At 36.2% G+C, this 25,705-nt stretch carries 22 protein-coding genes and 1 pseudogene; 6 read left to right on the forward strand and 17 right to left on the reverse strand.

All coding sequences use genetic code 11. The features are described from left to right. Positions 1-184 precede the first annotated feature (184 nt). The 5 genes from ABH966_RS09785 to ABH966_RS09805 form a co-directional block, all read right to left on the reverse strand. A complete protein-coding gene (locus tag ABH966_RS09785) occupies positions 185-1,666 on the reverse strand; it encodes a malate:quinone oxidoreductase (RefSeq protein ID WP_370077875.1) in 1,482 nt (493 codons plus the stop codon). A 468-nt stretch (positions 1,667-2,134) separates the two neighbouring features. Next, positions 2,135-2,902, reverse strand: coding sequence for a nucleotidyltransferase domain-containing protein (locus tag ABH966_RS09790; protein WP_370077877.1), 768 nt, complete (start codon positions 2,900-2,902; stop codon positions 2,135-2,137). Positions 2,903-3,164: 262 nt separating this feature from the next. Continuing rightward, a complete protein-coding gene (locus ABH966_RS09795) occupies positions 3,165-3,560 on the reverse strand; it encodes a MerR family transcriptional regulator (protein WP_370077879.1) in 396 nt (131 codons plus the stop codon). Between the two features lie 6 nt (positions 3,561-3,566). Next, positions 3,567-3,884, reverse strand: a complete 318-nt coding sequence (locus ABH966_RS09800; RefSeq protein ID WP_370077881.1) for a hypothetical protein — start codon at positions 3,882-3,884, stop codon at positions 3,567-3,569. Positions 3,885-4,086: 202 nt separating this feature from the next. Next, positions 4,087-4,236 carry a hypothetical protein gene (locus ABH966_RS09805; protein WP_370077883.1) on the reverse strand — a complete coding sequence of 50 codons (150 nt, stop codon included), beginning with the start codon at positions 4,234-4,236 and terminating at the stop codon, positions 4,087-4,089. Between the two features lie 270 nt (positions 4,237-4,506). Here ABH966_RS09805 and ABH966_RS09810 point away from each other — a divergent pair, with 270 nt between their 5' ends. Beyond that, positions 4,507-4,998, forward strand: a complete 492-nt coding sequence (locus tag ABH966_RS09810) for a hypothetical protein (protein ID WP_370077885.1) — start codon at positions 4,507-4,509, stop codon at positions 4,996-4,998. A 254-nt stretch (positions 4,999-5,252) separates the two neighbouring features. Here ABH966_RS09810 and ABH966_RS09815 read toward each other — a convergent pair whose 3' ends face one another. Next, a complete protein-coding gene (locus ABH966_RS09815) occupies positions 5,253-5,522 on the reverse strand; it encodes a hypothetical protein (RefSeq protein WP_370077887.1) in 270 nt (89 codons plus the stop codon). Between the two features lie 602 nt (positions 5,523-6,124). On the opposite strand from ABH966_RS09815, the gene ABH966_RS09820 reads away from it, so the two are divergent. Together ABH966_RS09820 and ABH966_RS09825 are read left to right on the forward strand one after the other, a co-directional pair. Beyond that, a complete protein-coding gene (locus tag ABH966_RS09820; RefSeq protein WP_370077889.1) occupies positions 6,125-6,442 on the forward strand; it encodes a BRCT domain-containing protein in 318 nt (105 codons plus the stop codon). 308 nt (positions 6,443-6,750) lie between these two features. Further along, positions 6,751-7,173 carry an exosporium protein C gene (locus tag ABH966_RS09825; protein ID WP_370077891.1) on the forward strand — a complete coding sequence of 141 codons (423 nt, stop codon included), beginning with the start codon at positions 6,751-6,753 and terminating at the stop codon, positions 7,171-7,173. Positions 7,174-7,376: 203 nt separating this feature from the next. On the opposite strand, the pseudogene ABH966_RS09830 reads toward ABH966_RS09825, so the two are convergent. From ABH966_RS09830 to ABH966_RS09840, 3 genes and pseudogenes are all read right to left on the reverse strand, one after another. After that, a pseudogene (locus tag ABH966_RS09830) lies at positions 7,377-7,496 on the reverse strand (LysR family transcriptional regulator); the annotation flags it as partial. A gap of 207 nt (positions 7,497-7,703) precedes the next feature. Beyond that, positions 7,704-8,429: a Fic family protein gene (locus tag ABH966_RS09835; protein WP_370077893.1), complete on the reverse strand. Its 726-nt coding sequence runs from the start codon at positions 8,427-8,429 to the stop codon at positions 7,704-7,706. A gap of 301 nt (positions 8,430-8,730) precedes the next feature. Further along, positions 8,731-9,462 (reverse strand): response regulator transcription factor, encoded by a 732-nt coding sequence (locus tag ABH966_RS09840; RefSeq protein WP_370077895.1) that lies wholly within the window; start codon positions 9,460-9,462, stop codon positions 8,731-8,733. A 135-nt stretch (positions 9,463-9,597) separates the two neighbouring features. Here ABH966_RS09840 and ABH966_RS09845 point away from each other — a divergent pair, with 135 nt between their 5' ends. Next, complete coding sequence (locus tag ABH966_RS09845) at positions 9,598-11,064, forward strand: amidase (RefSeq protein WP_370077897.1); 1,467 nt, start codon at positions 9,598-9,600, stop codon at positions 11,062-11,064. A 346-nt stretch (positions 11,065-11,410) separates the two neighbouring features. Beyond that, positions 11,411-15,124 (forward strand): S8 family serine peptidase, encoded by a 3,714-nt coding sequence (locus ABH966_RS09850; RefSeq protein ID WP_370077899.1) that lies wholly within the window; start codon positions 11,411-11,413, stop codon positions 15,122-15,124. 119 nt (positions 15,125-15,243) lie between these two features. Here the strand turns inward: ABH966_RS09850 and rlmH are convergent, their stop codons facing one another. From rlmH to yycF, 8 genes are all read right to left on the reverse strand, one after another. Next, positions 15,244-15,723 (reverse strand): 23S rRNA (pseudouridine(1915)-N(3))-methyltransferase RlmH, encoded by a 480-nt coding sequence (rlmH, locus tag ABH966_RS09855; RefSeq protein ID WP_370077901.1) that lies wholly within the window; start codon positions 15,721-15,723, stop codon positions 15,244-15,246. A 90-nt stretch (positions 15,724-15,813) separates the two neighbouring features. Next, positions 15,814-15,978, reverse strand: coding sequence for a CxxH/CxxC protein (locus tag ABH966_RS09860; RefSeq protein WP_049662644.1), 165 nt, complete (start codon positions 15,976-15,978; stop codon positions 15,814-15,816). A 590-nt stretch (positions 15,979-16,568) separates the two neighbouring features. Next, positions 16,569-17,876 carry a S1C family serine protease gene (locus tag ABH966_RS09865; RefSeq protein ID WP_370077903.1) on the reverse strand — a complete coding sequence of 436 codons (1,308 nt, stop codon included), beginning with the start codon at positions 17,874-17,876 and terminating at the stop codon, positions 16,569-16,571. A gap of 177 nt (positions 17,877-18,053) precedes the next feature. Beyond that, positions 18,054-18,842 carry an MBL fold metallo-hydrolase gene (locus ABH966_RS09870; protein WP_100542654.1) on the reverse strand — a complete coding sequence of 263 codons (789 nt, stop codon included), beginning with the start codon at positions 18,840-18,842 and terminating at the stop codon, positions 18,054-18,056. Beyond that, a complete protein-coding gene (locus ABH966_RS09875) occupies positions 18,842-19,669 on the reverse strand; it encodes a two-component system regulatory protein YycI (protein ID WP_370077905.1) in 828 nt (275 codons plus the stop codon). Before ABH966_RS09875 ends, ABH966_RS09870 begins: the two co-directional genes overlap by 1 nt. Next, positions 19,656-20,975 carry a YycH family regulatory protein gene (locus tag ABH966_RS09880; RefSeq protein WP_370077907.1) on the reverse strand — a complete coding sequence of 440 codons (1,320 nt, stop codon included), beginning with the start codon at positions 20,973-20,975 and terminating at the stop codon, positions 19,656-19,658. Before ABH966_RS09880 ends, ABH966_RS09875 begins: the two co-directional genes overlap by 14 nt. Beyond that, positions 20,972-22,837 (reverse strand): cell wall metabolism sensor histidine kinase WalK, encoded by a 1,866-nt coding sequence (gene walK, locus ABH966_RS09885; protein WP_370077909.1) that lies wholly within the window; start codon positions 22,835-22,837, stop codon positions 20,972-20,974. The genes ABH966_RS09880 and walK overlap by 4 nt, the downstream gene beginning before the upstream one ends. A gap of 6 nt (positions 22,838-22,843) precedes the next feature. After that, entirely contained in the window at positions 22,844-23,557 is a 714-nt protein-coding gene (yycF, locus tag ABH966_RS09890) for a response regulator YycF (protein WP_049662630.1), read from the reverse strand. A gap of 1,073 nt (positions 23,558-24,630) precedes the next feature. Between yycF and ABH966_RS09895 the strand changes: the two genes are divergently transcribed. After that, positions 24,631-25,443 carry a YitT family protein gene (locus ABH966_RS09895; RefSeq protein ID WP_483308138.1) on the forward strand — a complete coding sequence of 271 codons (813 nt, stop codon included), beginning with the start codon at positions 24,631-24,633 and terminating at the stop codon, positions 25,441-25,443. Positions 25,444-25,705 lie beyond the last annotated feature (262 nt).

Raw genomic sequence — 25,705 nt, forward strand, 5'->3', positions numbered from 1 at the left:
CAATCCTCGTGTATTTGTCATTAATTAATGCCTATTTTAATATATTAGTTAATATGGATGAAAATTCCCACTGCAACTCCATTTGTGAAATAAAAAAATAGAACCTTCCATCCAAAATTAGAATGAAGGTTCTATTTTATTTTGTAGAAACAAACGCTTAAATCCTTTGTTTCTACATCTAATTTTATTTTAAACGAAGCGCTTCGTCTGTTGTTTCGTTAATTTCTTTAAGAAGCTCTGGATTTTCTACTAATGATTTGCCGTATGATGGGATCATTTCTTTAAGTTTTGACTCCCACTCGTTAACATGTTGAGGGAAGCATTTATTGATTACCTCAAGCATAACGTGAACGGCAGTAGAAGCACCAGGAGAAGCTCCAAGTAATGCAGCAATTGAGCCATCAGAAGCACTTACAACTTCCGTACCAAATTGAAGCGTTCCTTTACCACCAGCTTCAGTATCTTTAATAACTTGTACACGTTGACCAGCTACAATAATATCCCAATCATCGCTCTTAGCATTCGGGATGAAATCACGTAGCTCTTCCATACGTTGTTCTTTAGATAACATAAGTTGTTGGATTAAATATTTTGTTAATCCCATCTCTTTAACCCCTGCCGCTAATAACGTTGTAATATTATGCGGTTTTACAGAAGCAAATAAATCCATATTTGAACCTGTTTTTAAGAACTTAGGTGAGAAACCTGCGAACGGTCCAAATAATAAAGATTTTTTGTTATCAATATAGCGTGTATCAAGATGCGGAACAGACATTGGTGGAGCACCAACTTTAGCTTTTCCGTATACTTTCGCATGATGTTGTTCAGCAACTTCTTGGTTTTTACATACTAAGAATAATCCACTGATTGGGAATCCACCAATATGTTTTCCTTCAGGAATACCTGATTTTTGTAGTAATTCTAGGCTTCCTCCACCAGCTCCAAGGAAGACAAATTTTGCTGTATGGTATTCCATTTTACAGCCATTTTTGTCGTGCACTCGTACTTCCCATGAACCATCGCTAGTACGTTTCATGCTTTCAACACTATGATTGTAGTTGATATCAACGTCTTGAGTTTTTAAGTGGTCGAATAACATACGTGTTAATGCACCAAAGTTAACGTCTGTACCAGTGTCAATTTTTGTCGCAGCGATAGCTTCATCTGCTGGACGATCTTGCATAATAAGAGGAATCCATTCCTTTAGTTTTTCTGGGTTATCAGAAAATTCCATACCTTGGAATAAAGGATTTTTTGTCATCGTTTCATGACGTTTTTTTAGAAACTCTACATTGTCTGCACCTTGTACTAAACTCATATGAGGTAAAGGCATAATAAAGTCTTGTGGATTACTGATCAGTTGGTTGTTCACAAGATAAGACCAAAACTGTTTTGAAAGTTGGAACTGCTCATTAACTTTAATCGCTTTGCTAATATCGATTGATCCATCTTTTTTCTCTGAAGTGTAGTTAAGTTCACAAAGTGCCGCATGCCCAGTTCCCGCATTATTTAATTCGTGAGAACTTTCTTCACCAGCTTTATCGAGCTGCTCAAACACTGTAATTTTCCAATCTGGCGCTAATTCTTTGAGCATTGTTCCCAAAGTAGCACTCATGATTCCGGCACCAATTAAGATAACATCTGATTTAATTTGTCTGTTACTCATTTTTACCTTCCTTATATATTAAGATTTGCAGAAAGGATGTAAAGCTCTCCTGCTTAGATGTCTCAGTAAGCCTAGGAGTAACCTAGGAGTACACCTTTTCTGTATCAATTATTACCTTATTGCAGTGTATCATAATTACATAAAGATTAAAATATCAACTATCTATATGAGAGTTATGTGCATTTTTCGAGCCTTTCCCTTAATAAATCAAGAGAAAAACCTCCTATTCCACCACAAAGAAACCTAACCTTTATTTAAGTTTTATGGAATAATTGACCTAAAATTGGCTAGCATTTTCATATAATAATGAGGATTTTTTTAATATTATATCTATATAATAACATAAAAATATGGAACCAGTCTTGTTTTTGCACCAGCTCCACTACATATAAAAACACACCGAATTTTCTTAATACTTTCTAGCGTAAACTTATTTCTTTTATTCTAACCAAAAAACCGAATCTCATCCTATTTTTCGACAGGGCTTTTTATTTTCCAACCATCTATTTTGAAACCACCCATCTGATTAAATACATGGTTTACTACCTCTTCATATGCCTCCATCATCTTTTGTTTGTCCGTTTCAAGTAATGCTTTTAAAAACATTTCTTTAAATATCGAATCAGGAAAAACATTTTTTAGATATTTTTTAATAAATGCTGGCTCTATAAGATAAGAATGTACTTGATAGTATGGAATGCTTTCTAACTTTAAGAACTGACAGTACTCAGAAAATAAATTAGCTAATGAGTTAAAATACACAAAAGGGAAATCCACTCTTTGTTGTTCAAAACAATCCTTTAAATTATCTAGTGAATCCCATAGTGTATATTTTTTTATTTCTAAAACTGTTTTATTTAGTTCATCATAGTCATTGTTTATCCAATGTTCCGCTTCGATTTTTAACTCATTAAGTATTCCCGTGTTATCAAATAGAATCTTTCCTGTAATGAATTGAACCATGGACATTGTTCTATGGATTTGAAAATCTTCTTGAAAGTATTTGCGAATTTGTTTTGGTGGATTAGCGAAATATTCTATAAGAAAACCTTTAACAATTCTATTCCCTCTCTCTCGCCAATCAACATCTTCAGATAAAATAATATGTACATCTATATCAGAAAGCTTTGAAGGATCTCCCGTTATATAGCTCCCACATACGAGTGCCCCTACAACATCATTTCGGTTCTTCCAATCTTTTAAAAACTCTTCAAGTGCCATTTGCCATTCTTCCATAAAACTATCATCACCTTTCTTAAAAATTGAGCTTTGGAATATCTCATATATTCAATATTTATCAAAAAAAACCTTTAACTTTGTAAATGAAAAAAACACAGCATTATTAGCTGTGTTAAATTATAAAAAACATTATCTTTTTTATTGATGTTCCCTTTAGTTATAAAGAAATATATCCGTCGTTTTCAGGATCTTTTGTTCAATTAGATGATTATCTCAATTGTTTTTAAAATGATGCCGTTATTCTAATTAGAACACCCATCTAACCTTTATTTTTTTCTAGTAGTTGCTCTATTTTATGATCAGCACGTAGTAAGACTTGCTTTATTTGTTTAATCTCATTTTCTCTTTGAAGCATTTGCTTATACTTATTTTGAAATAATATTTTCAGCTGTTGAACGTTCTGAATTTCCGCTTCTGTCAATTCATCATTTTCATCAGTATTTTGCGACCATTCAAAAAGCATTTTAATTTCTTGAAGTGAAAAACCACATTGCTTTAGTTTAAGAATTGCACTAATGATTTCAATATGTTCCTCGTTATACTCACGATGTTTGTTTTTTATTTCCGGATGTAATAGACCCATTTTTTCGTAATAACGAATCGTATCTTTACTAAGATCCGTACATGTAGCAAATTCACCAATTTTTATGATCATCACCTACTACACTATAAATTTATAAACCAATAATAGCAGTATACAATGGAATATGAAGCGAACGATATGGTGACTATATCTTAGTTGTTTATTTGTCAATAGCCCTTCCGCAACTGCGAATACATGTAACAATACAAATTCAAGGATTAGCAACACCAGTACCAGAGCTTTGTTTGGTATAAATATCGTTACAAGAATACCGATAGATAAAAGTACAAATAAGAATGTTCGTATTTGATATCCGTGCTCTTTCCATTGATACAAGCCTGCAATCCCTGTTAATAATGCGTATACCCCTATCAATACATAAACAATAATATCCATTTACATCACCCCATTCTTTTAATACTTTCACTTTAAAAGATGGAGTTAACTCCATGTCAACAGATTTTAATCAAAAGAGCCACAATCAATCTTCTGGATCTACTACCTATCGTTAGTACAAGAAATATACTGCTGTTGCTAATGAAGTTATAAAGCCAATTCCAACTATGAATAAAAGAGTTTTATAGCTAGCCTCTGTGTCCTAGAAAATGTCAGCTAAACGGTTTTGAATAGACTCTGGTAATAGTTGAAAGAACAATCCTTCATATTTGATATCGAGTATCCCAGCAATGACAATAATAATAATGATGAATAGTAAAAGGGGTTTCTTATTTTTAGAAATCCACTTCAATAGGCTCCCCTCCTTTGAAAAAAGAACATTATAGTTTGTAAATTAAGTATATATTGATTCATGTCATATAGAAACCTAACCTTTGATAAATAAAATCATTATCTGTCACCCAAATTAGAGATGTTACATAAATTAAAATGACGCTGTACTATATTATAAAATTGGTTTTCTTTTAGTAATTGAATTCAAATCAGTTCCTTTGGGTAAACAATAATCAAAGCTTTTGTCTCACCAATGATCGATTTAGATTTTATAAAGAAAGGAATAGCAATGGTAAACTTTAAATCATTTCGTGGGGTCGTTACACAGATTGATGATTTTCCGATCGGGCAAAACGGAGAAAAGGAAGGTTGTTATAAACTTATGACGGTAGAAGATAGTACTCAGGGCATCGTTAATTTTGTCGTCTCACCTTCTACTTATTTTGTAAACCAAGAAATTGTAACAATCGGTGATCAGATTACTGGATATTATGATGGGAATGCACCTGTTCCTTTGATATATCCACCTCAATATCGAGCCCTCGTTGTCGTAAAGGAAAATAGCTTTCAAAATGTCAAAGTCGACTTTTTTAATAACCAATTAGTGAGTAGTGATGGCCAATTACAACTAAATCTTTCTGCTTATACACTTATCTTGCTCAAAAATGGGCAACCTTTTTCAAAAAGCCCCGCAAATCGAAACTTAATTGTTATTTATGGCCCTACTACAAGAAGTATTCCTGCACAAACTACACCATATACAATAATTGTTTGGTGTTAACTAAAAACAAAAGAAAATATTTCCCAGGAAAGAGTTCGATCTTCCGCGTTACGCTCTCTACTAACTATACTTTTTCAAATCGACGGATTACATTCTGTTACTCAAAACATTATGTTTCCTCATCTGTACAACATTTCACATAAAGACCAACAGCGCATTATATACAAGCAAACAAAATGAATAAAAATAAGCGGCTTAAGTCCTTTAGATTATAGGGCTTAAACCGCTTAAAGCATTATTTTTATTTCTTCTATCTACTGGTTGCCATGCATTTCGTGTAATTGCTGCTTGATTTGCTCTAAGTATTCTTTATTTTGTTGGACTGTATCCAAATGCTCACCAAATTGCTTTGCATTCATGAATGCATTTTCTGCATGTTCGATTTGATTGAAAGCATGCTCAAGCGCTATCTCCTCCGGATGTGACTTTGCATGCTTCAACAAACGCTCTGCCTTTTGGACAGAGTTCCCAAACAAAGTGCTTGGATGATCCTGTTTCCAGCTCATATCTGAGTGCTTAGCCAATTTTGCCTCTTCCCTTCGTGCAAATTTGATAAATAATCTAGATATAGTATTGGAAAATGTGCAGAAAATATGTACGGAAAAGTTAGTGAATATCTATGCATTAATGAGTGAAGAACAAGTTTAAGAAAAAGGAGACCGTCTAAAATGATCGGTTTCCTTTAGCAAAGCTTTTTACTTCACTTTCTAGAATTAATCGCACTCGATACGGTCCTTCAAGTACATTTCCTCTAAAGCGTATCGACTACAAATTTTCTTTAGCCATCTTTTTATTGGCAGTATGATTGCTTTCTATCCTTTTGCCCTTATTTTTCCTTTGCTAATAGGCTAGCTTTTTGGACAAGAACTTTTTTTCTCTCTCTATTCCTTAGTACGGGCAATATTTATAAAATCCTTATTTTGGAAAAAAGTGTGCGAAATCAATTTAAATTCACATACCTTTTTTATCTATTGGTACAAATATTCATGAAGAACGGATCTATATGATACTATTCTTCATGAATAGTTTAAATGTAGAGAGACATTCCTTTGTTACCTACATCCTATCAATCAATCTCACCTAGAATTCAGGTAAAAATCTTTCATTTCAATTAAGGAGAGTAAACATGAACAACAATAAGGACAACACAGAAGTCATCTTACTTTCTGACCCATCCGAATGCTTGATGCATCCGTTTTATAATAAACAAATCGTCTTTACTGGTGCCCTTTCCACTATGACACGTTCAGAAGCTGCGAAAAAAGTACGAGCTTATGGAGGGATTATGCAAGGGGCAGTTACGCAAGATACAGATTTCCTTATTCTTGGGGACAAACGTCGCGGTATAAGTACGAAACAATTAAAAGCTGAGAAATTGATTAGCCTTGGTCTAGACATTCAGATTATTATTGAGGATGATTTTATTTGGCTCATTTCAATGTAAAAAGAATATCTACCACATCTTTCAAAGAAGATTTGCCTCAAATATAAATTCATCTCATCTAAAAAGGTATGCAAAACAACTATGTTCACATACCTTTTCACATATTTTATTCCTCAAACTTATGAAAAACTTCTCCCTAATAAATCTACATGAGTTTAATTTGAGAGCTTACACACAACATATTTCAGTAGGGCTAAAACGGATTAACTAAACAAAGTTTAAAAAAATAGCACGGCTTAGTTTACTACACAATCGGAGCTCTAATATAGAACATATCTTATAGTATCCTAGCAAAAGGAGGTGATAAAATGGCGCAAGTTCTTGATTACCAAGCAACTGAACCTCTAAGTACGTTTAACCCAGAAACTGCTTTTCCAATTCCACAGGCTCCATTTAGAGTTCTTTTAGCTTCGATTCAAATAAACATCCCAGGCACCGCTTCAAGAAATAATAACGTTGAGCTACTTGCAAGCGTTGGTGTGACGGGAGTTACAAATATTTCTCAACTTGTATTTAGAATCTTCCGTAACGGGAAAGAAATCTATAATACTCAAAATGGCGCAGAATCAGCTGGTTCAGAACAAAACTATATCTTTACATTCCAAGCTATTGATTCCAACTTACCAGCTGGCACTAGCTTCTATCAGGTTTTTGTTGAGAACATTACACCTAACACACAAGCAAATATTGTTGGACCGATTTCTTTTAGTGGCTTAGCAATAAAAAGTTAACGATAATAGCTCTTACCATGCATCTTGATTATGTTTATGCCCAGTACAAGTTTGTGGCATACACGATCATTTTTTTAGCGTGTTGATCGATGAATGAGATGCATGTTTTATATAAAGATTTAAAAAAATAAGCTGTATAGAAGTTATTAAAAATCAAACTTTCTATACAGCTTATTTTTTCTTTTATATTAGAGGTCATTTCATCAATTTTGAGAAATTGTTAAAAAGTATTCTACAACAAATTGGCGAAACTGCTTAGCAATTGGTGTAAAGTAGCGTTTTTCGGACCAGGTTAACCCAATAGTTCGTTGACAAGCTGGTTCCCTTGGGGCTGGTCAAACTTAGCCGCACAAGGATTGTTTTTACTCATTTACCTTTTACTCGCTCTCATCGTCGGCTGGATTTCAAGTCATATCCAGCATAAAGATCCATCTGTCTAATAAGTACATACTTTTTAGAAAGACTCCTTTCTTATTTCCGTGTTTTTTTGTATAACATCGTCTACTCTATAAAATGAAAGTGCTCTATTTTTATACTGCGCTTAGATATAGGTTTAATGAAGATTCTACTTCCGTAGCTACTAGTTCAATAAAATCACGATAATCTTTAGTCGTATGTGCTTTATCTAAAGCATTATAATAAGCTAGTCGGTTTTCTACTTTAATAATAATTGGCGGATATCCTGATTTCATTAACTCTAGGTTTAACAACAATCTAGAAGTTCGACCGTTACCATCAATAAATGGATGGATACCGACAAAAATCGCATGCAGCATCGCACCACGTTCTATTGGATGTAAACTTTGCGCATCCCCTTCATACCATTTCATTAATTGATCCATCTGTTCTTGAATCTTAATCGCCTCTGGTGGTGTATGGACTGCCCCCGAAGTAAATACTTGCTGATTTCGGTACACGCCCGCATACTCATCATCAATTCTCTTTAACACTAATCGATGTAAATTTTTTATTTGCCACTCTGAAAATGGCTCTTCTTTTCGCACAATATCCTCAACATACGATATTGCATCTCGATGGTTAATTACTTCTAAATGCTCTCGCATCGTTTTGCCTCCGACAGTAATTCCCTCAAGCACTACCTTAGTTTCGTTTATCGTTAGCGTATTACCCTCGATTGCATTCGAGTTATACGTCCATTCTAAAAACAACTTTTCACGCAAACTTTGCACCGTATATTTCGGTAATGGTCGCTTAGCATCCAATGCCGCCTTCTTTTCATCTATTCTTTCAAACACAAGCTCACCACCTTTTCTTGTTAATTAAATCTTACTTGAAAAGTTAAATTTATTATAGTTTAAACCCTATTTACAGTTTCACTTCTTTTAAGTAAACGGTCGGTTAAATGACGTTAAAGGAGATAAATAAATTGAACGGGCTGAACAATCTTTCGTGTAATTCGATAGTATATCAGGATAGGGCTATAAATAATCATTTTAAATTTTTCTAACATAGGATGCGAAAAATCTGCTAAATAAAGTGGTGGATTGTTCGGGTTAAAATAGCACTTGGTTTTTATCGATTGGCAACATCTTATTTTTATGCTCGAAAGCTTTCTGTGTATTTTAATGCAAGCTGCGTTCGGGAAGTTACTTGAAATTTTCGATACAAATTTTGCAAATGCTTCTTTACTGTATTTTCGCTGACATATAAATAATTGGCGATTTCTGCATTTTTAAATCCTTTACATAAATACATTAACAACTCTTTTTCACGTTGTGTAGTTTGCAATGACTCGTCTGGCTGAACATATTGATGTAATAAATATACATTTTCAATTGTCCGTTTTACATACAATAGCTTTTGACTATCCTGCTCTGTAAATGGTGTTTCCCCTTTTTTTCGCAAAAAGCCAATAGCCGCTGTTGGCTTTTGCTGATTGTACAGATACATAACCATTTCATCTATAAAATCATTTAATTGTAAAAAGCGTTCAACATAATACCGCTTTTTCTTCATCGATATTACTTCATTTCGTTGCATTAATTGAATATCGGGTTGGTTTCGCATATTCACTGGGTGTAAAGGATCATAATATTTATATTCATGTAGATAATTTTGTACCGTATCTGTTTCTACATTGAAACAGATAGGCTGTTCATTTAACTCCCCATCCGTAACTTCCCAAAATACCGTATGCTCATATTGAAAACATTCACTCAATACTTGCAACATATTCAATTTAAAGTCTTCACTTGTTTGTTGCATATTCATATTCGAAATCTTAAACGTTGCTTCTAATAAATACTTCACCTCTTTTTGCTCACACAATATCAATCCCCCCCAATTCCCTATTTTAAATCCATATATTCTCGTTAAAAACAAATTATCCTTTCGGGTAATATCAATTCTTTTCATCTCAATTTAAAATGAATTTGTAAGTCAAAACTATAATGAGGTGATCAGATGAAATTACAAGAATATGCTTCATATGACGGTCTTGGATTAGCGGAGTTAGTAAAAACAAAGCAAGTGACACCACAAGAACTTACAAAATTAGCGCTACAAGGTATTGATAAGGTTAACCCTTCGATTAATGCCGTTGTTAGCGTGTTAGAGGAACAAGCTGAAAAAGCAGTTTCAACTTTAAATGATAATCAACCATTTGCAGGTGTCCCATTTTTAATTAAAGAAGTTGTACTCCATGCAGAAGGTGTGCCACATAGTATGGGCAGTCGTGTTGCAGAAAATGCTGTAATGTCTGTCGATAGTGAATTAATGAAACGTTTTAAAAACGCTGGTTTTGTGTTAAGCGGTACTACCACAACACCAGAGTTCGGCTATAATGCAGCAACGGAAGCTGTCATTTATGGTCCAACACGTAACCCATGGAATCTAAACCATAGCCCTGGTGGTTCAAGTGGCGGTGCAGGTGCTTCTGTCGCAAGTGGTATCGTCCCAATCGCACATGGTAATGATGGAGGCGGATCCATTCGAATTCCTGCATCATGCAGTGGTGTCGTTGGCTTAAAGCCTTCACGTGGTCGCGTGCCAATGGGGCCTTATAATAGTGAGGCATTAAATGGACTAGCCATTGAATTTGCGTTGACAAAAACCATTCGTGATACCGCTACATTACTGGACCAAGTAGCTGGACCAGACTTAGGATGCTACTCGATTATTCAAAGTCCAAAAATGCCGTACAGTAAAGCCATTCAGCAAAAGGTACTTCCACTGAAGATCGCCTGGACAACAGAAACAAATTCTGGTGCATTCGTTGATCCGGAATGTATCGAGGCCGTACATAAGGCCGTAAAATTATTAGAAGAATTAGGGCATGAAGTAGTCGAAGCTCGACCAGTTTACGACCAAGCACCATTTTCACGTGCAACGGTAGATATTTGGACAGCGAATATTTATAAAATGATTGTGGGGGCAGCGGAATTAACAGGTAAAACACCTTCACGCGATAATATCGAAGCAGCCATTTGGCAATGCTATGAATATGGCAAAGACTTAAAAGCTAGCGCACTTTTAGAAGCCATTAATACGAATGCACTTGTATCACGTCAAGTAGCGACATTCTTTGCAGATTATGATGTGCTTTTAAGTCCAACAATCGGCACATTACCAGCGAAAATTGGTGAGCTAAATGCGGATAATCCAAACATCTCGGCGATTGAATGGACAGAGCAACTATTCACATACGCGCCGTTTACCAATTTGTTTAACGCAACAGGTCAACCATCGTTATCGTTGCCACTTGCGATGAGTGCGTCTGGCTTACCTATCGGGCTACAATTTACAGGACGCTTCGCAGATGAGTTAACCCTTCTACAGCTTGGGAAACAATTAGAAGAATCTGCTCCATGGAAAGATCGTAAACCACCCGTACATGTGGGTGCAGAAATTGCGGAAATCGCGACAACATAAAAAAAGAAGGTACAAGATTTTTTCTTGTACCTTCTTTTTTGCTAGTTTACGGACATGAATTTTCTATAAGCAACTACACCACCGACTATGCCTACAACTGTTGCCTTGATAGGATTAATTGAAAAAAATAATGAATTACTGTAGTCATTTCTCATTTGAAAGTTCTACTTTTTTATTAAATTACTAGGAAGATAGATTTAATCTATCTTTGATAATCTGATACTAATTATCAATAATTCAGAATATTTAAATATTAGGATATTCGGATTGGTCCCCTTGTGATAAATTGGAAATATCACACTAAATCGCAAAGTGTGACAACTAAAAGCAGAGGGGGAAATGAGATTTGAAAAAGTTTAAGTTTACGAAGTTCTTAAGTAGTATTCTAACTTTCGTTATGGTGCTTTCTCTATTGGTTCCATTGTCGAGTGCTAGTGCTGAAGAATCGAAACCATTCAAGCAGGATAGTCAAAGTGAAAGTATAATTCAACTAAAGGCTGCTATCGCTGAACAGCTAAGCTTGTCTAAAGATGGTCCAACTCTACACGAAAGCTTACAAAATGTATCAGGCAATCAAGATGTTGCAGTCATCATTCATTTATCTGAAAAGCCTGTGGCACTAGAGCAAGGAATGAGCCAAGTCAAAGGCCAAAAATTCTCTAATGCCCGAGCAAATGAAGTTCGTTCAAATGTAAAAGCACAACAAGCAAAAGTTAAAAAAGAGTTAGCTACTAAAAAAGTTCAGATGACTCAAGGATACACATTTGATACTGTTTTAAACGGTTTTGCGGCAACTATGAAAGCAAGTGATCTCCCGAAACTGCTTACAGTAGAAGGAATTACATTAATCGAACCTGATGCAATTGTTTATGCATCAGAAGATAATAAGATGAAATCATCGGAACTTATTAAGGAAGATCAATTAGAAGCTCAAATGAATACAAGTAATTCTTTCCTTGGCATCGAACAGCTTTGGAAGGAAGGAATTGAAGGACAAGGAATAAAAGTAGCAGTATTAGATACTGGTATTGATGCAGATCACCCTGAGTTTGCTGGGGTTTACAAGGGTGGGAAAAACTTCATTCCATATTCAGCAACTTACACGAAGCCTCGGGCAGATAACGATGCATCGGAAACATTGCCCTCGGAGCGTCCAGTAGGGACACCTGAATTTAATGAAAAGGGAAGCTCGTTCTATACTTCTCACGGTACACATGTTGCTGGAATAATTGCAGCAATCGGAGCTAACGAATTCGGTATTAAAGGAATAGCTCCAAAAGTAGACCTTTATGCTTACCGTGTTCTTGGGGCGTACGGAAGTGGAGCTACATCTGGTATTGTTAAAGCAATTGAAACTGCTGTAATAGAAAAAATGGACGTTATCAACCTTTCACTTGGCGGGGGAGCTAACTCTGAAACGGATGCCGGTTCATTTGCTATTAATAATGCAATGATGGCTGGAACAATCGGAGTAATTGCAACAGGGAACGATGGTCCAAATCGCGGAACAATGGGCACGCCTGCAACCGCTCGTTTAGGAATTGCTGTTGGTAACACATCAAATCCTGAAACAATGTATAACGGGGAAGTGAATGTTACAGTTGGCAACTACAACTTAACAAAACAGCTTCCATTAATGGGAACCACTTTTGCGAAAAATTTAGCAACACAGCTTCAAGGAGAATTTGACCTAGTTGCTGTTCCTGGAAACGGGGAAATAAAAGACTTTGAAGGAATTGATGTAAAAGGTAAAGTGGCATTGATTTCTCGTGGCAGTATCGCATTCGTTGATAAAATTGCGAATGCAAAGGCAAATGGAGCAGTCGCAACAATTATTCATAACTTTGCTGGTGGAACGAGTGCACCGAACATTTCAGGCACATTCCTTGGTGATTCATTTGATTTTCTGCCAACATTTGATATGTCCCAAACAGATGGCGATGCAATTCGCGCTGCATTAGCAGGCGGAACCGGAAAAGTAAGCTTTAGTAAATTTGCTTCCACAAAGACACTAGGAGATGATGTAAACTCTTCAAGTTCACGTGGACCATCTACACCAAACTTTGATATTAAACCAGATGTAAGTGCACCTGGAACAAACATTATGTCAACGATTCCAATGTATAAAAAAGATTTCCCTGATGCAGATTATGGGGAAGCATATGATCGTAAAACAGGAACTTCTATGGCAACACCACATATTACAGGTATTGCTGCATTAATTAAACAAGCAAACCCTGATTGGAACGCGTTCGATGTAAAAGTGGCGCTTTCTAACACCGCAAAGGTTTTAGATAAAACAACATACGATGTGTTTTCTCAGGGGGCAGGGCGTGTAAATGCTTATGCAGCAGTTCATCCGGAAATTCTTGCCTATGCACTTGATAGCGCAATTTTAGATGGAACTGGTGCAGTTACAGAAAACTTGAAAGGTACAGTTACTTTCGGTCCACAATCACTTAAAGACCGGGATATTTCTGTAACGAAACAAGTTTTAGTAAAAGATATTAAAGGGAACGGCGGCAATTATAACGTATCAATTGATGTGACAAAAACATTTGGTGATGCAACTGTTACAGTAGATCAGCCGACATTCAATCTAGTTGGTGAGCAAGTTTTAAATATTACATTAACTGCTTCACAAGCTACGGCACCAAAAGGCTCTGAAATACTAGGGTATATTTACATCAGCGGTGGAGATACAGAAATCTCATTGCCATTTGCAGCTGACTTTGGGGGCGCGGCAGTAACTGAACTTAAAGATTTTAAGATTACAGAAACAGACCTATCCTTTAACGGAGATGGAGTGAAAGACTCAGCTGTACTTTCATTCACCTTAACTGGAGATGTAACAACTAACTATATCGAGCTTTGGGATATTATGAATCCTGAAGGTGGCGAATACGGAGACGGCTACATTGGTTATCTACATGCAGGTACTGCGCTAGGAAAAGGCTCTTATACGCTGAATGTTGGTGGGCAGTACAAACCATGGGGATCAGAACCTGCCACAACGATTCCAGATGGCCTGTATACAATTGACTTCACCGGTCTTGCAGCATCAGGAGTAGTTTCCGGTTATGTTGGACCAATTTTCGTGAAAACGACTAAACCAGAAATTACTGGTTCAGTAGCTGAAGGTGTCGCTACAGGACAGGTAACAGATAAGTATATCGACTACAATGAAGAGTTATATTTATACGGTTTAAATTACAATTTAAATGATAAATTAAAAGCTTCCTATATTTCGACGGTAAATGGCGAAGTACAAGCGCCAGTTGCTTTTGAATTAAATCAAGACGGTAGCTTCACATTCCCAGTAACAGCAGAAACTAATGCTGTATCAGTAATAATTAATGACGCAGCCGGGAATGTTGGTGAAGCATTGATATATGAAAAAGAAGTAGTAGAACCAGTAGTAGCACTTTCTGTAAATCCAACTAAGCTAGACCTAACAGCTGGAGAAACTGCACAACTTACGGTAACAGAAACGTCAACGCCTGCAGAAGGTGAGGCAACAGAGGAAGACGTAACTTCAAAAGCTACTTATGTTGTTGGAGATGAAAATATTGCAACAATAGTAAATGGCTTAGTAACTGCAGTAGGTGAGGGCACGACTACAATTACTATTTCATACGGTGATAATAAAGTTACTGTAAATGTGACAGTTAAAGCATCTGTTGTAAAAGAACCAATAGTAACACTAGAAATTGACCAAGCTCAGGTTGAAACTAGAATAGGTAAAGAAGTTACAGTTAAGATTACTGAAGTAACTACTTTTGATGGTAAAACAACAGAAAAAGATGTTACAAAGCTTGCAACCTACGAAGTAGCGAATGATAAAATAGCTACTGTAAAAGCAGGGGCTGTAAAAGGAAAAGGTCAAGGTAAAACGACGATTACGGTAACGTATGGTGAGCATACACTAACATTTGATGTGTTGGTTGTAAAGCCAGGGAATGGCAATGGCAATGGCAACGGCAACGGCAATGGCAATGGCAATGGCAATGGCAATGGTAATGGTAATGGCAACGGTCATAATGAAATTACCGAGTTATAATTTAATTTCAGTTCAAGCAAAAAGAGAAATTGCACAGCGCAATTTCTCTTTTTGGTATTTATTATAAAGCAATCCCTTTAAAAAGATTATCTCCTACTAGATGCATAATAAAACCGCACTTACTTATGATACGGTTCTCCCTTCATAATCCTAAAACTTCTATAAATCTGCTCCACCAAAACAAGCTTCATTAGCTGATGCGGTAATGTCATTTTTCCAAAGGATTGTTGTTCATCAGCACGTTTCAACACATCATCATGTAAACCAAGGGAGCCGCCAATGACGAACGCGATTTTACTTTTGCCGTAGGTCATGAGGGATTCGAGATCTGCCGACATTTGTTCAGAGGTTTTCATTTTGCCGTTAATGGCTAGGGCGATAACGTATGTATCTGGGCTGATTTTAGATAGAATACGTTCACCCTCTTTTTTCTTTACAATTTCCATCTCTGCTTCGCTTAGCTGCTCGGGTGCTTTTTCATCTGGTACTTCAATTAAATCCATTTTTGCGTAGCCACCGAGACGTTTTACGTATTCATCTATTCCCATTTTTAAGTACTTTTCTTTTAGTTTTCCGACTGATACAATCGTTATATTCACACGTTATCCACCTTTACATTTCATTTACAAACAAATTATCCACAAAAGTTATCAACATATCCACAAGTGATTCCTATATCTTGTGTAAAGTTATTTACTTGATACAAGATATTCTGCAGGTCGTTCACAGTAGCTACATTTTGTGGATAACTTTTTATCCTCTTCGATTTTATCCATAATTGGGAACTCTTTTTGCTCAGCCACAAACATGTCTAAAGCGTGTTCTATATGGTTTTCACAGCTGTATTTTTCCATTTTTGCACCTCTTCTTATTTTCCGAAATTTCCACAAACTTATTCACAATTCAGTCTATGTTATCCACAATCTATTGTAACAAAGGTCAGGCGAGTATGGAAGAATGGCTTTCTACCGCCACTCGCAGTGTATATGTTATTATTCACAATTTTCTAGTTATCCACAATATTTTCTAAATCATCCTTAATAATTCATTCGATGCCTTCGAATATTTTTAACGCATCATTAATAATGTGGGGTTGATTTCCCGTTCCGGATGGGTGCTTTCCTACGGGCGTCCTATGAGCTGCTTCACTCGCGATGCTCGCTCCAGGGCCTCGGGCCAACAGATGTTTTTTGCGCGAAAGCGTAGTGCAACGAAGCGACAGCACCTAGGTTGGTCACGAAGGCGTTATCACAGGACGTGATGGCTTTAGCCTTCGTTCCTCTATTGCTGATCCCCAAGGAGTCACCCAGCCTCCACTCCAATCAACTTATAAAAATGGCATACATGATAACAAATATTAGTATCAACTTTTGATGATAAATAATATCTTTAAATTCACAAAAAAAAATCAGTGGAGATCTTATAATCTCCACTGATTTCTAATTTACAATGAATCGCTATTTGTTAATGTTAGTGATAGATCCACTAATTTACCTTGGCGGTATACTTTCATCGTCAATTTATCACCAATTTTTTTGTTAATATATAAATGCTTGCGCAAATCGATTGATGTTTCGATTTTTTCGCCATCCATTTCAACTATTACATCGTATTGTTGAATGCCTGCTTTTGCAGCTGGAGAGTTAGGCACAACATTATCAATAACAACACCTTTTGTAACATCATTTGGCAATTTTAAATTTTGTTGATAGAATGACGGAATATCCGTTAAGTCTGCTAATATTTTAATACCCATTGTTGGACGTTTCATTTCACCATTTTTCTCTAATTCCTCGATAATAGGAATTGCTGAGTTAATCGGAATGGAGAAGCCTAAACCCTCAACAGAGGATTGTGCAATTTTCATGGAGTTAATGCCGACTAATTCACCAGCAATGTTTACAAGTGCACCACCACTATTACCAGGATTGATTGCTGCGTCTGTTTGTAATACTTCTTGTTGCCAATCTATAGTGCCATCATTGTTTATGTCAACTGGTACAGAACGATCCTTACCAGAAACAACACCTGTAGTAACAGAACCATAGAATTCTAAGCCCAGTGGGTTACCAATCGCAATTACTGTTTCACCTTGTTTTAATACATCAGAGTTACCAAATGTCGCTACTGTCTTAACATCTTTAGAGCTGATTGAAATGACTGCTAAGTCTGTCCAAACATCGCGACCAACTAATTGTGCCACTTCTTTCGAACCATCTGGCATTGTTACTTCTAACTGCTTTGCACCTTCAATAACATGGTTATTTGTCACGATAAATGCTTTATCGCCTTGAACTTTGTAAATAACACCTGAACCACTCCCTGCAGCCTCTTCTGACGTGGTTGTCGGGTTCCAGAATCCTCCACTTTTCACTTCTTGAATATTTGTAATCCCTACAACGGCCCCTGAAGCCTTATCAACTGCTTTCGTAACATCAGTTGTCACTTCTGTTGCAACTTGATTAATGGTTGTTTCATTTTTATTACCATTACCTGCGCTACTTGTTGTTGTACCAGGCATTTGATTAACAAGTCCAGGCATCATGAGCCAAACGAGTAAAGCCCCAATGATGACGCCGATAAAACCGGTAAATAAATAACCACCTTTACCTCCGCCACCGCCTTTCTTTTTATGACGTTTCTCTTGCGTTTCTCGCTCCTCTTGTTCGAGTCGCTCCTGAAGAGGTGACTTCTGTATTTCATCATTTTTTAATAAATCATTATTTTTATCATCATCTTGAAAATAGCCCATTTTCCTCATCCTTTCCCTTATTAGTATTTGCTAGTTGTTACCCTAATATTACAATTCAAACATTAAAATCAGATGAAAAATAAATAAAATGGACATAAAAATGGCTGTTCAATACATTTTCTATAAAATGTGATTGAACAGCCTCATTAAAGCTTCTTTTTTATTGTTTACTAATCATTAAACGGTTACTAATTTCGTCGGCTCTTCTGCATCTGTATCAAGTAAATTTAAATACTCCCCGACAATAATGCCGCAAGATTGCAACGTTTGTGTAACACTCATGCGTGCAAGCTCTTTCATATTATTATCTTTACTTAAATGTGATAAATATATATTTGTTGGTTTTTCAAATACTACGTCACTCATTGCGATAGCTGCATCCTCATTTGAAACGTGCCCTACATCACTTAAAATACGACGTTTTATAGACCATGGATAACGCCCCATTTGCAGCATATTCACATCGTGGTTACTTTCAAATACAAAGGAATCAGCACCACGAATAATCCCTTTCATACGGTCACTGACATAACCTGTATCCGTAATAACAACAAGCTTGCGCCCATCTTCATGAAAGCTATAAAACATTGGATCTGCTGCATCATGGGATACAGCAAAAGATTCAACAGCCAATGAACCAAAATGCTTTACAGTATCCATTTCAAATTCAAAACGTTGCTCTAAAGGTATATCACCGACTAGCCCGTCCATCGCCTGCCACGTTTTGGCGTTAGCATAAACAGGTACATTATATTTTCGTGCCAATACACCTATTCCTTTAATATGATCACTATGCTCATGTGTAACAAAAATGCCACTTAGCTGTTTCATATTGCGGTCGACTTTTGTAAATAGTTGCTCCATCTTTTTGCCACTAAGACCCGCATCGACAATAAATGCATGATCATCATTCTCTACATAAATCGAATTTCCTGTACTACCACTTGCTAAAACACTAAATCGCATTATTCAACTCCCCAGTCTTCCTCTTCAGCCTTTTGCTTGTCTCCTTGGATTTCAATAATTTTCCCATCAATAGCATCAACGAAGTACTCATCTATTTCTCCGTCCGGTAATTCCACTTGTACTTCCCATGTTGGTATCAACACTTGCGTTTGTGTTAAATTACTAAATGTTGAGTAACCTAGCTTCACTTGCTTAATACGCGATTCTGATTTTAATAGCCCTTTATTATAAAGTGTCTGGAAAATTTGAAGTGGTGGTATGACCGTTTCTTGTTCCTCCATCTCTTCGATATTATCAATCATTGTCTGCTCATACATTACCACTTCGTTATCTAAATTCCACTGTACTTTTAATACGGCACTATCATTGTAATAGAACATTCGATTATTTTTCTTCTGGAAGAAGACTGCGACTCTTTCCTCATGATCTACCTTCCATAGTGCATAAGAATCTCCATCTTTAACGTTTGTATGGACAAAATCAGTAAAGCTTGTATCATCGCTAATATTTCGTAATTTCACAGGGTTAATAAAATTAACACGTATATGTGCATGTGTCTCATCAGTGAAACTTACTCGCTGATTGTCATCGTTAACAATATTTTTAAAATTATGCACTTTGCCTGTAATGTAAGTAGCAGATTCATTACTATTCGGCAGTGGTCCATACGTTATATTATCATCTTTTAAACGGGCTTCTATTGTTTTTTCACCTAGTATTTCAACGCTCTGCGCTTCATTATAGCGATTTAAATACAACCAATACAAGAAGATATTTAAGATTAAAAAAACGAATATAAAAATAGATTTTGTTCTATTCCAATCCATTTATGACACCCCCTAATATGTCAGGCGTCAGTTTCGTCGATATACCGTTACGAATAACAAACCAGCATGGCTCTAATGTCACTATTGTACTTTGGTCATAGGTTAAATAGAAACCCACAACAATATCATCTATATCTGATAAAGCAATGTTATTTAGCTTTTTAATCTTTTCAACGATTTCAGATCCTGACGGAAGTTCCTTCATCTCTTTTTCGGATGGAATATCTTTCTCAAAAGAAAAGTATGGACGTTTGTAGCGGAAAATACGATTATCTCCCCAAACGGTTGTAATTCGGTTTATAGCCTGATCACTATAAATCGGTAGTCCATGTAAATAAAGCTGATAATCTAATTGATTATTGCTTGTACTTGTTGAGGCTAAGCGATAATCATCTGTAAAACCGCCGTGTTCATTGATAAATTCAAAGCTATCCGTAAAGAGCTTGGAAGGCTCTATTCTTACACTACTTTCTGCAGCTGGATATACATAGGTTAATGATTTCACTTTCGAATCAATCACCATCCGTGACATTCCATCGTGATATTTTTCAGTAGTTGCACTTTCATCAGTGCGCACGACATTGTTTAGATTTGTAAATACCACATTTTTAAATAATTCAGGTTTCTCTTCGATTAAATACGTATATTTTGCAGATTCAATTTTATCATTTGCAATATATAGTGAGGTAAAGCCATCTCGCTCCACTTCTTTAAAAGTGCCGTATGTTTTCGCTGGTTCAATAATATTTCTTACAAATTGATTAGCATTTTCTAGACTTACACGTGAACCCATCAATAATTCATTGTTGCCACTAATGAAAAATACCTGTAACACTTTGTTATTATAATTGCCCCAATCTATAATCATACGATTGAAGGTTGTTTCAGGTAGATCCTTATCAGCGAACTGAAAAATCGTGTTAAAGGCAGAGTAAGGAATCTCACCAGGAAAAAAGACGGTCATATAATTGTTAGAACGAATCATGTCGTTTACAGAGTCCGCCTTAAGATTATTGTCAATGGGCGTTAAATCTAGGACATTCCATCCCCGAAATGCGTCCATAATATCTATCATTGCACCATTAGATACTGTTCCGGTAAATTCCTTATCAAAACGGTAAATAGCTTTATAAGGACGAATTACATCATCCATTTTTTTTTGTGGTCCGATTAGAATTTCTTTTCCTTCAGTCTGTTCAATAACTTTATAATCTGGCGTGTATGTCCAAATCATAAAGGTTAAAACTACACTTAGCATAACGAGTAGGAATAGAACAACTGATTTAACTGGTTCTATATATTTCATTCCCACTCACCTGCCTCATCAAAATCATCTAAATTAAGTGGTAAAGTGAAGAAAACCGTTGTTCCATGCCCTTCTTCACTTTCAGCCCATATTTTACCGCCATGAGCTTCAATCATTTCCCTCGCAATAGCTAGCCCTAGACCAGTGCCTCCCATAGAACGAGCTCGAGCCCGATCTACTCGATAGAAACGCTCAAAAATACGTCCTACATTTTCCTTAGGAATTCCCATACCATCATCGGAAATCATAACCTTTAGCATATCTCCTTGCGCTGTAAAGCCAAAGCGAATATTACCTCCATCGGGTGAATACTTAATAGCATTAGAAATGATATTATCGATAACTTGTGTCACCTTATCCGTATCGATTTCTACATAATAAGATGCCTCTGGGAATAAACGTTCAAACATCACTTTATCTGACTTAGACATTTCAAAACGATCGATAATACGGTTAAAGAATGAATTAAATAGAACAATGTCTTGATTCAATTCATAATCTGAACTATCCATTCGTGATAACTGCAATAAGTCATTCACTAAGCGGATCATACGCTCTGTCTCTGTTTGTGTGACATTCAAAAATGTTGGAGCAATATTTTCATCTTTCCATGCACCATCTGCTAACGCCTCTAAATAACTCCGCATCGTCGTTAATGGTGTCCTTAATTCATGTGACACATTTGATACAAATTCCCTGCGATCCATCTCTATTTTTTCCTGTTCCGTAATATCGTGCAGTACGGTAATTAGACCATTAATAAAGCCCGTTTCTTTTTGAATAACAGAGAAATTCGCACGTAAAATATACGGTGCGTCTGCTGTACTGAAATTTAAATTCACCGCATCATTCATGTGAATTAAATCCTCAAAACTATACTCTTGATCAATACCTAAAACAGATGCAATCGGACGGCCTAATGTAATATCTCTTGAAATATGCAGCAGCTCTAGTGCGGGGTCATTAATAAGAATGATGCGTCCTTTTCGATCTGTTGCAATAACACCATCCGTCATATTACTAAGGACCGAATCGAGCTTTCGCCGCTCTGCCTCAGTAGTAGATTGCGCCTCCTGCAAGCGATTTGTTAAATGATTAAAGGTTATAGCCAGCTGCCCTATCTCATCTGTACCATAAACCCGTACTTTTCGAGAATAGTTCCCCTTTGCCATCGCCTGTGCTTGCTTACGCATATCTGAAATCGGCTGTGTAATTGTTCGTGCCACTAAGATTCCTAAAAAGATAGTAATCACTAAGGACACTGCTGTACCACCAAGGAAAATACGGTTAATGTCATTCACTTGTTCAAAAACAGATTCAATATTAGCTTCAATGTAGAGTACCCCTACGATTTCATCATCAGGACCTACACCATCTCGAATTGGCGAAGCTAACACCCACACTCGATTTCTTGTTTTATTATCAAGTTTAATGTTTTCAAATAATGTTTCTGCAGAGATAGCACGGCGTACGAGATCATTATTCGAACGCTGTCCTATCAAACTTTGATTGTCTACCTCAGATGTGGCACGAATACGCTGTCTATTATCGATGACACGGATTTCTAAAATATCTCCATTAGAAACTTCTTTCAGCCCCGTGGAAAACTCCATTACAATCGTTTCCAAGCCTTCTTCAAGAGATGGCATACTCTCATCGCGTTCTTTTAACATTTCTTCACGAATGCTATATTGCATCAAATCAACACGTTGAAAAATAGATTGTCGGAAATTTTCTTTTAAATTTTGCTCTAATTCACGCGCAAAATAAATTCCTATTATTTGCAAAGCAAGAAGTATCAACAAAATGTAAATTAATACCAGTTTGACATGAATTGATTTAAAGAAGCTTACTTTCTGCATTCCTTTTTACTCCTGTTCAGGATTTCGTAGATAATAACCTACACCACGGCGTGTTACAATCCATGCTGGATGACTAGGATTGTCCTCTATTTTTTCTCGTAAACGACGAATTGTTACGTCTACTGTTCGTACATCACCGAAATAGTCATAGCCCCACACAGTTTGTAGCAAATGTTCACGCGTCATTACTTGACCGATATGCTTCCCTAAGTAATGTAATAGTTCAAACTCTCTGTGTGTTAGTTCAATTGCCTCATCACGTTTCAATACTAAGTAAGCATCTGGCTGAATAACAAGAGAGCCTACTACAATTTCATTGGATTCTTCTTCAACCTCTTCGGCAGTAGGGGCTACTACCTGTAAACGACGCATATTTGCCTTTACACGCGCAATAAGCTCACGTGTACTAAATGGCTTTGTCACATAATCATCTGCGCCCATTTCTAGTCCTAATACTTTATCAATCTCTGACCCTTTTGCAGTTAGCATAATGATAGGGAAATCATATTTTTTTCGTACTTCTCGACAAACTTCCATTCCATCACGCTTAGGTAACATTATATCTAAAAGCATTAAATCTGGTTGCTCTTCCTCAACCTTCTCTAGTGCTTCATCTCCATCATAAGCACAAATAACTTTGTAGCCTTCTTTTATTAAATTAAACTGTAAAATATCTGCGATTGGTTTTTCATCGTCAACAACTAAAATGGTCTTGTCCATATTTTTTCTCCCTTTCGCTATTTATCTATTTTTAAACGATTGTATTTATCAATTATGCCTCGGTATAATTGCGTCTGGATTCGGCTTTGTGCTTGCACAAAGCACTCCTTTCCGAATCCATGACATCCGCCGGAGGCTTTAACTTATTTCAGCGGACATCCACTGAAAAATAACTTCAACTCGCATTAACTCACCACCTAAAAGGATGGGAGACTTTTGCTGAAAGAAGTTAAAGTCACTACTCTAACTCTACCATGCTTTTAGCTTCTATGCATTATACTAAATCCTAAGACACTTTACGATATTATTTTAAACTACATTTCGACAAATATTTCTCGGGAAATAACATAGATTTATATACAAGGTATATAAAAAGACAGCCCTATTTTGGACTGCCTCCTATTCGAATTGATTAACGCCCTACATATGATAATGGGTTTTCTAACAAACCCTTTTTCTTAACTTCAAAAGTGTAGATGTGTAGATATATACCTGTTGGGTTTCTAGCAGATCCTATATTTCCCATAACAGAACTTTTTCCTACTACTTACTTGTCCTAACTTGCACTTTTATTGATGATAGGTGTCCGTAAAGCACCTTCTAACTTTTCTATAGCAGTATTAATTACCCACAAATAATTTTTGCACCAATATACTGTACCATAAAGAAAATACAGTTTAACTGTTTTCATCTTTTTGTAATGTAAATGTATTAATTCTCTACTAATTGTTACATCATTCCTATTTTTATAACTATTAATAAATATATTTTAAACATGGATTTTTATTCCAGTATAGTGCTTTCCATGAGGTATCTAGACCCTAAGCCGCTCAACCTCTACTCCAAGCGATTGGTTAAGTTCTTTAAATACAGCGGTAGTATTCCATTTATTTTTAGTATAATTTTAGACTTACCCCCTTTTTGCTTTTTAAATATTCTGATAAAATAGCAATAAGATACACTAGTTGAATGGAGCGATTAATTTGAATGTTTTACAAACCTCTGGAATAACCCCTAAAGTAAGGAAGCCCCAAAGTAAGAATCCCGTTCGTAAACTTATAATTAGGACCATTATGGTAGCATTAGGTGCATTCATTATGGCACTGGGGCTTGAGCTATTTTTAGTACCAAACCACATTATGGATGGTGGAATCGTAGGTGTTTCCATTATCACTTCTCATTTATTAAATTTACCTCTTGGTATTTTCATCTTCATTTTAAACTTACCTTTCATCTTTTTAGGCTATAAACAAATCGGTAAAACCTTTGCACTTTCCACAGGGCTCGGAATTACTGTACTCTCATTAACAACACTCTTCTTACATAATCTAAACCCGTTTACTCAAGATACGCTATTGGCCACAGTTTTTGGAGGTATGATTTTAGGTATTGGTGTCGGCATCGTCATTCGTTATGGTGGTTCATTAGATGGGACAGAAATTTTAGCTATTTTATTTAATAGTAAAACACCGTTCTCCGTTGGTGAAATTATTATGTTCTGCAATTTACTCATCTTTGCGGTAGCGGGATTTGTGTTCACATGGGAACAAGCCATGTACTCTATCCTGGCATACTATATCGCCTATAAAATGATCGACATCGTCATTCAAGGGATGGAGGAATCAAAATCTGTTTATATCATAAGTGACGACATTGATGAAATAGGGCAGACGATTATGGACCGACTAGGTCGAGGTGTAACCTTCCTTCATGGTGAGGGGGCTTATACAGGTAACGATAAAAAAGTTATTTTTACTGTCATTACACGATTAGAGGAATCCAAGCTTAAATCAATCGTCTCTGAAATTGATGATAATGCATTCCTAGCAATTGGTAATATTGCAGAGGTTAGAGGTGGCCGTTTCAAGAAGAGAGATATTCACTAATAGCAAAAAGGAAGTACCGTATATGGTACGTCCTTTTTAATATTGTTTGAAAAACATCTATGGAAGTGAACACTTTGCAATAAGCATATGTTGCTGCCACTATATTTTCGCATATCATCACTATAAATTAGAGTAATATGCCAGAAGATACATGCTATGTGAATTGGTTGATTGGAGTGGAGACTGAGCGACTCCTTGGGGATCAGCGATAGAGGAACGAAGGCTAAAACCATCACATCCTGTGATAACGCCTTCGTGACCA

This window comes from Lysinibacillus sp. RC46 (genome assembly GCF_041262385.1).
Lineage (GTDB): Bacteria > Bacillota > Bacilli > Bacillales_A > Planococcaceae > Lysinibacillus.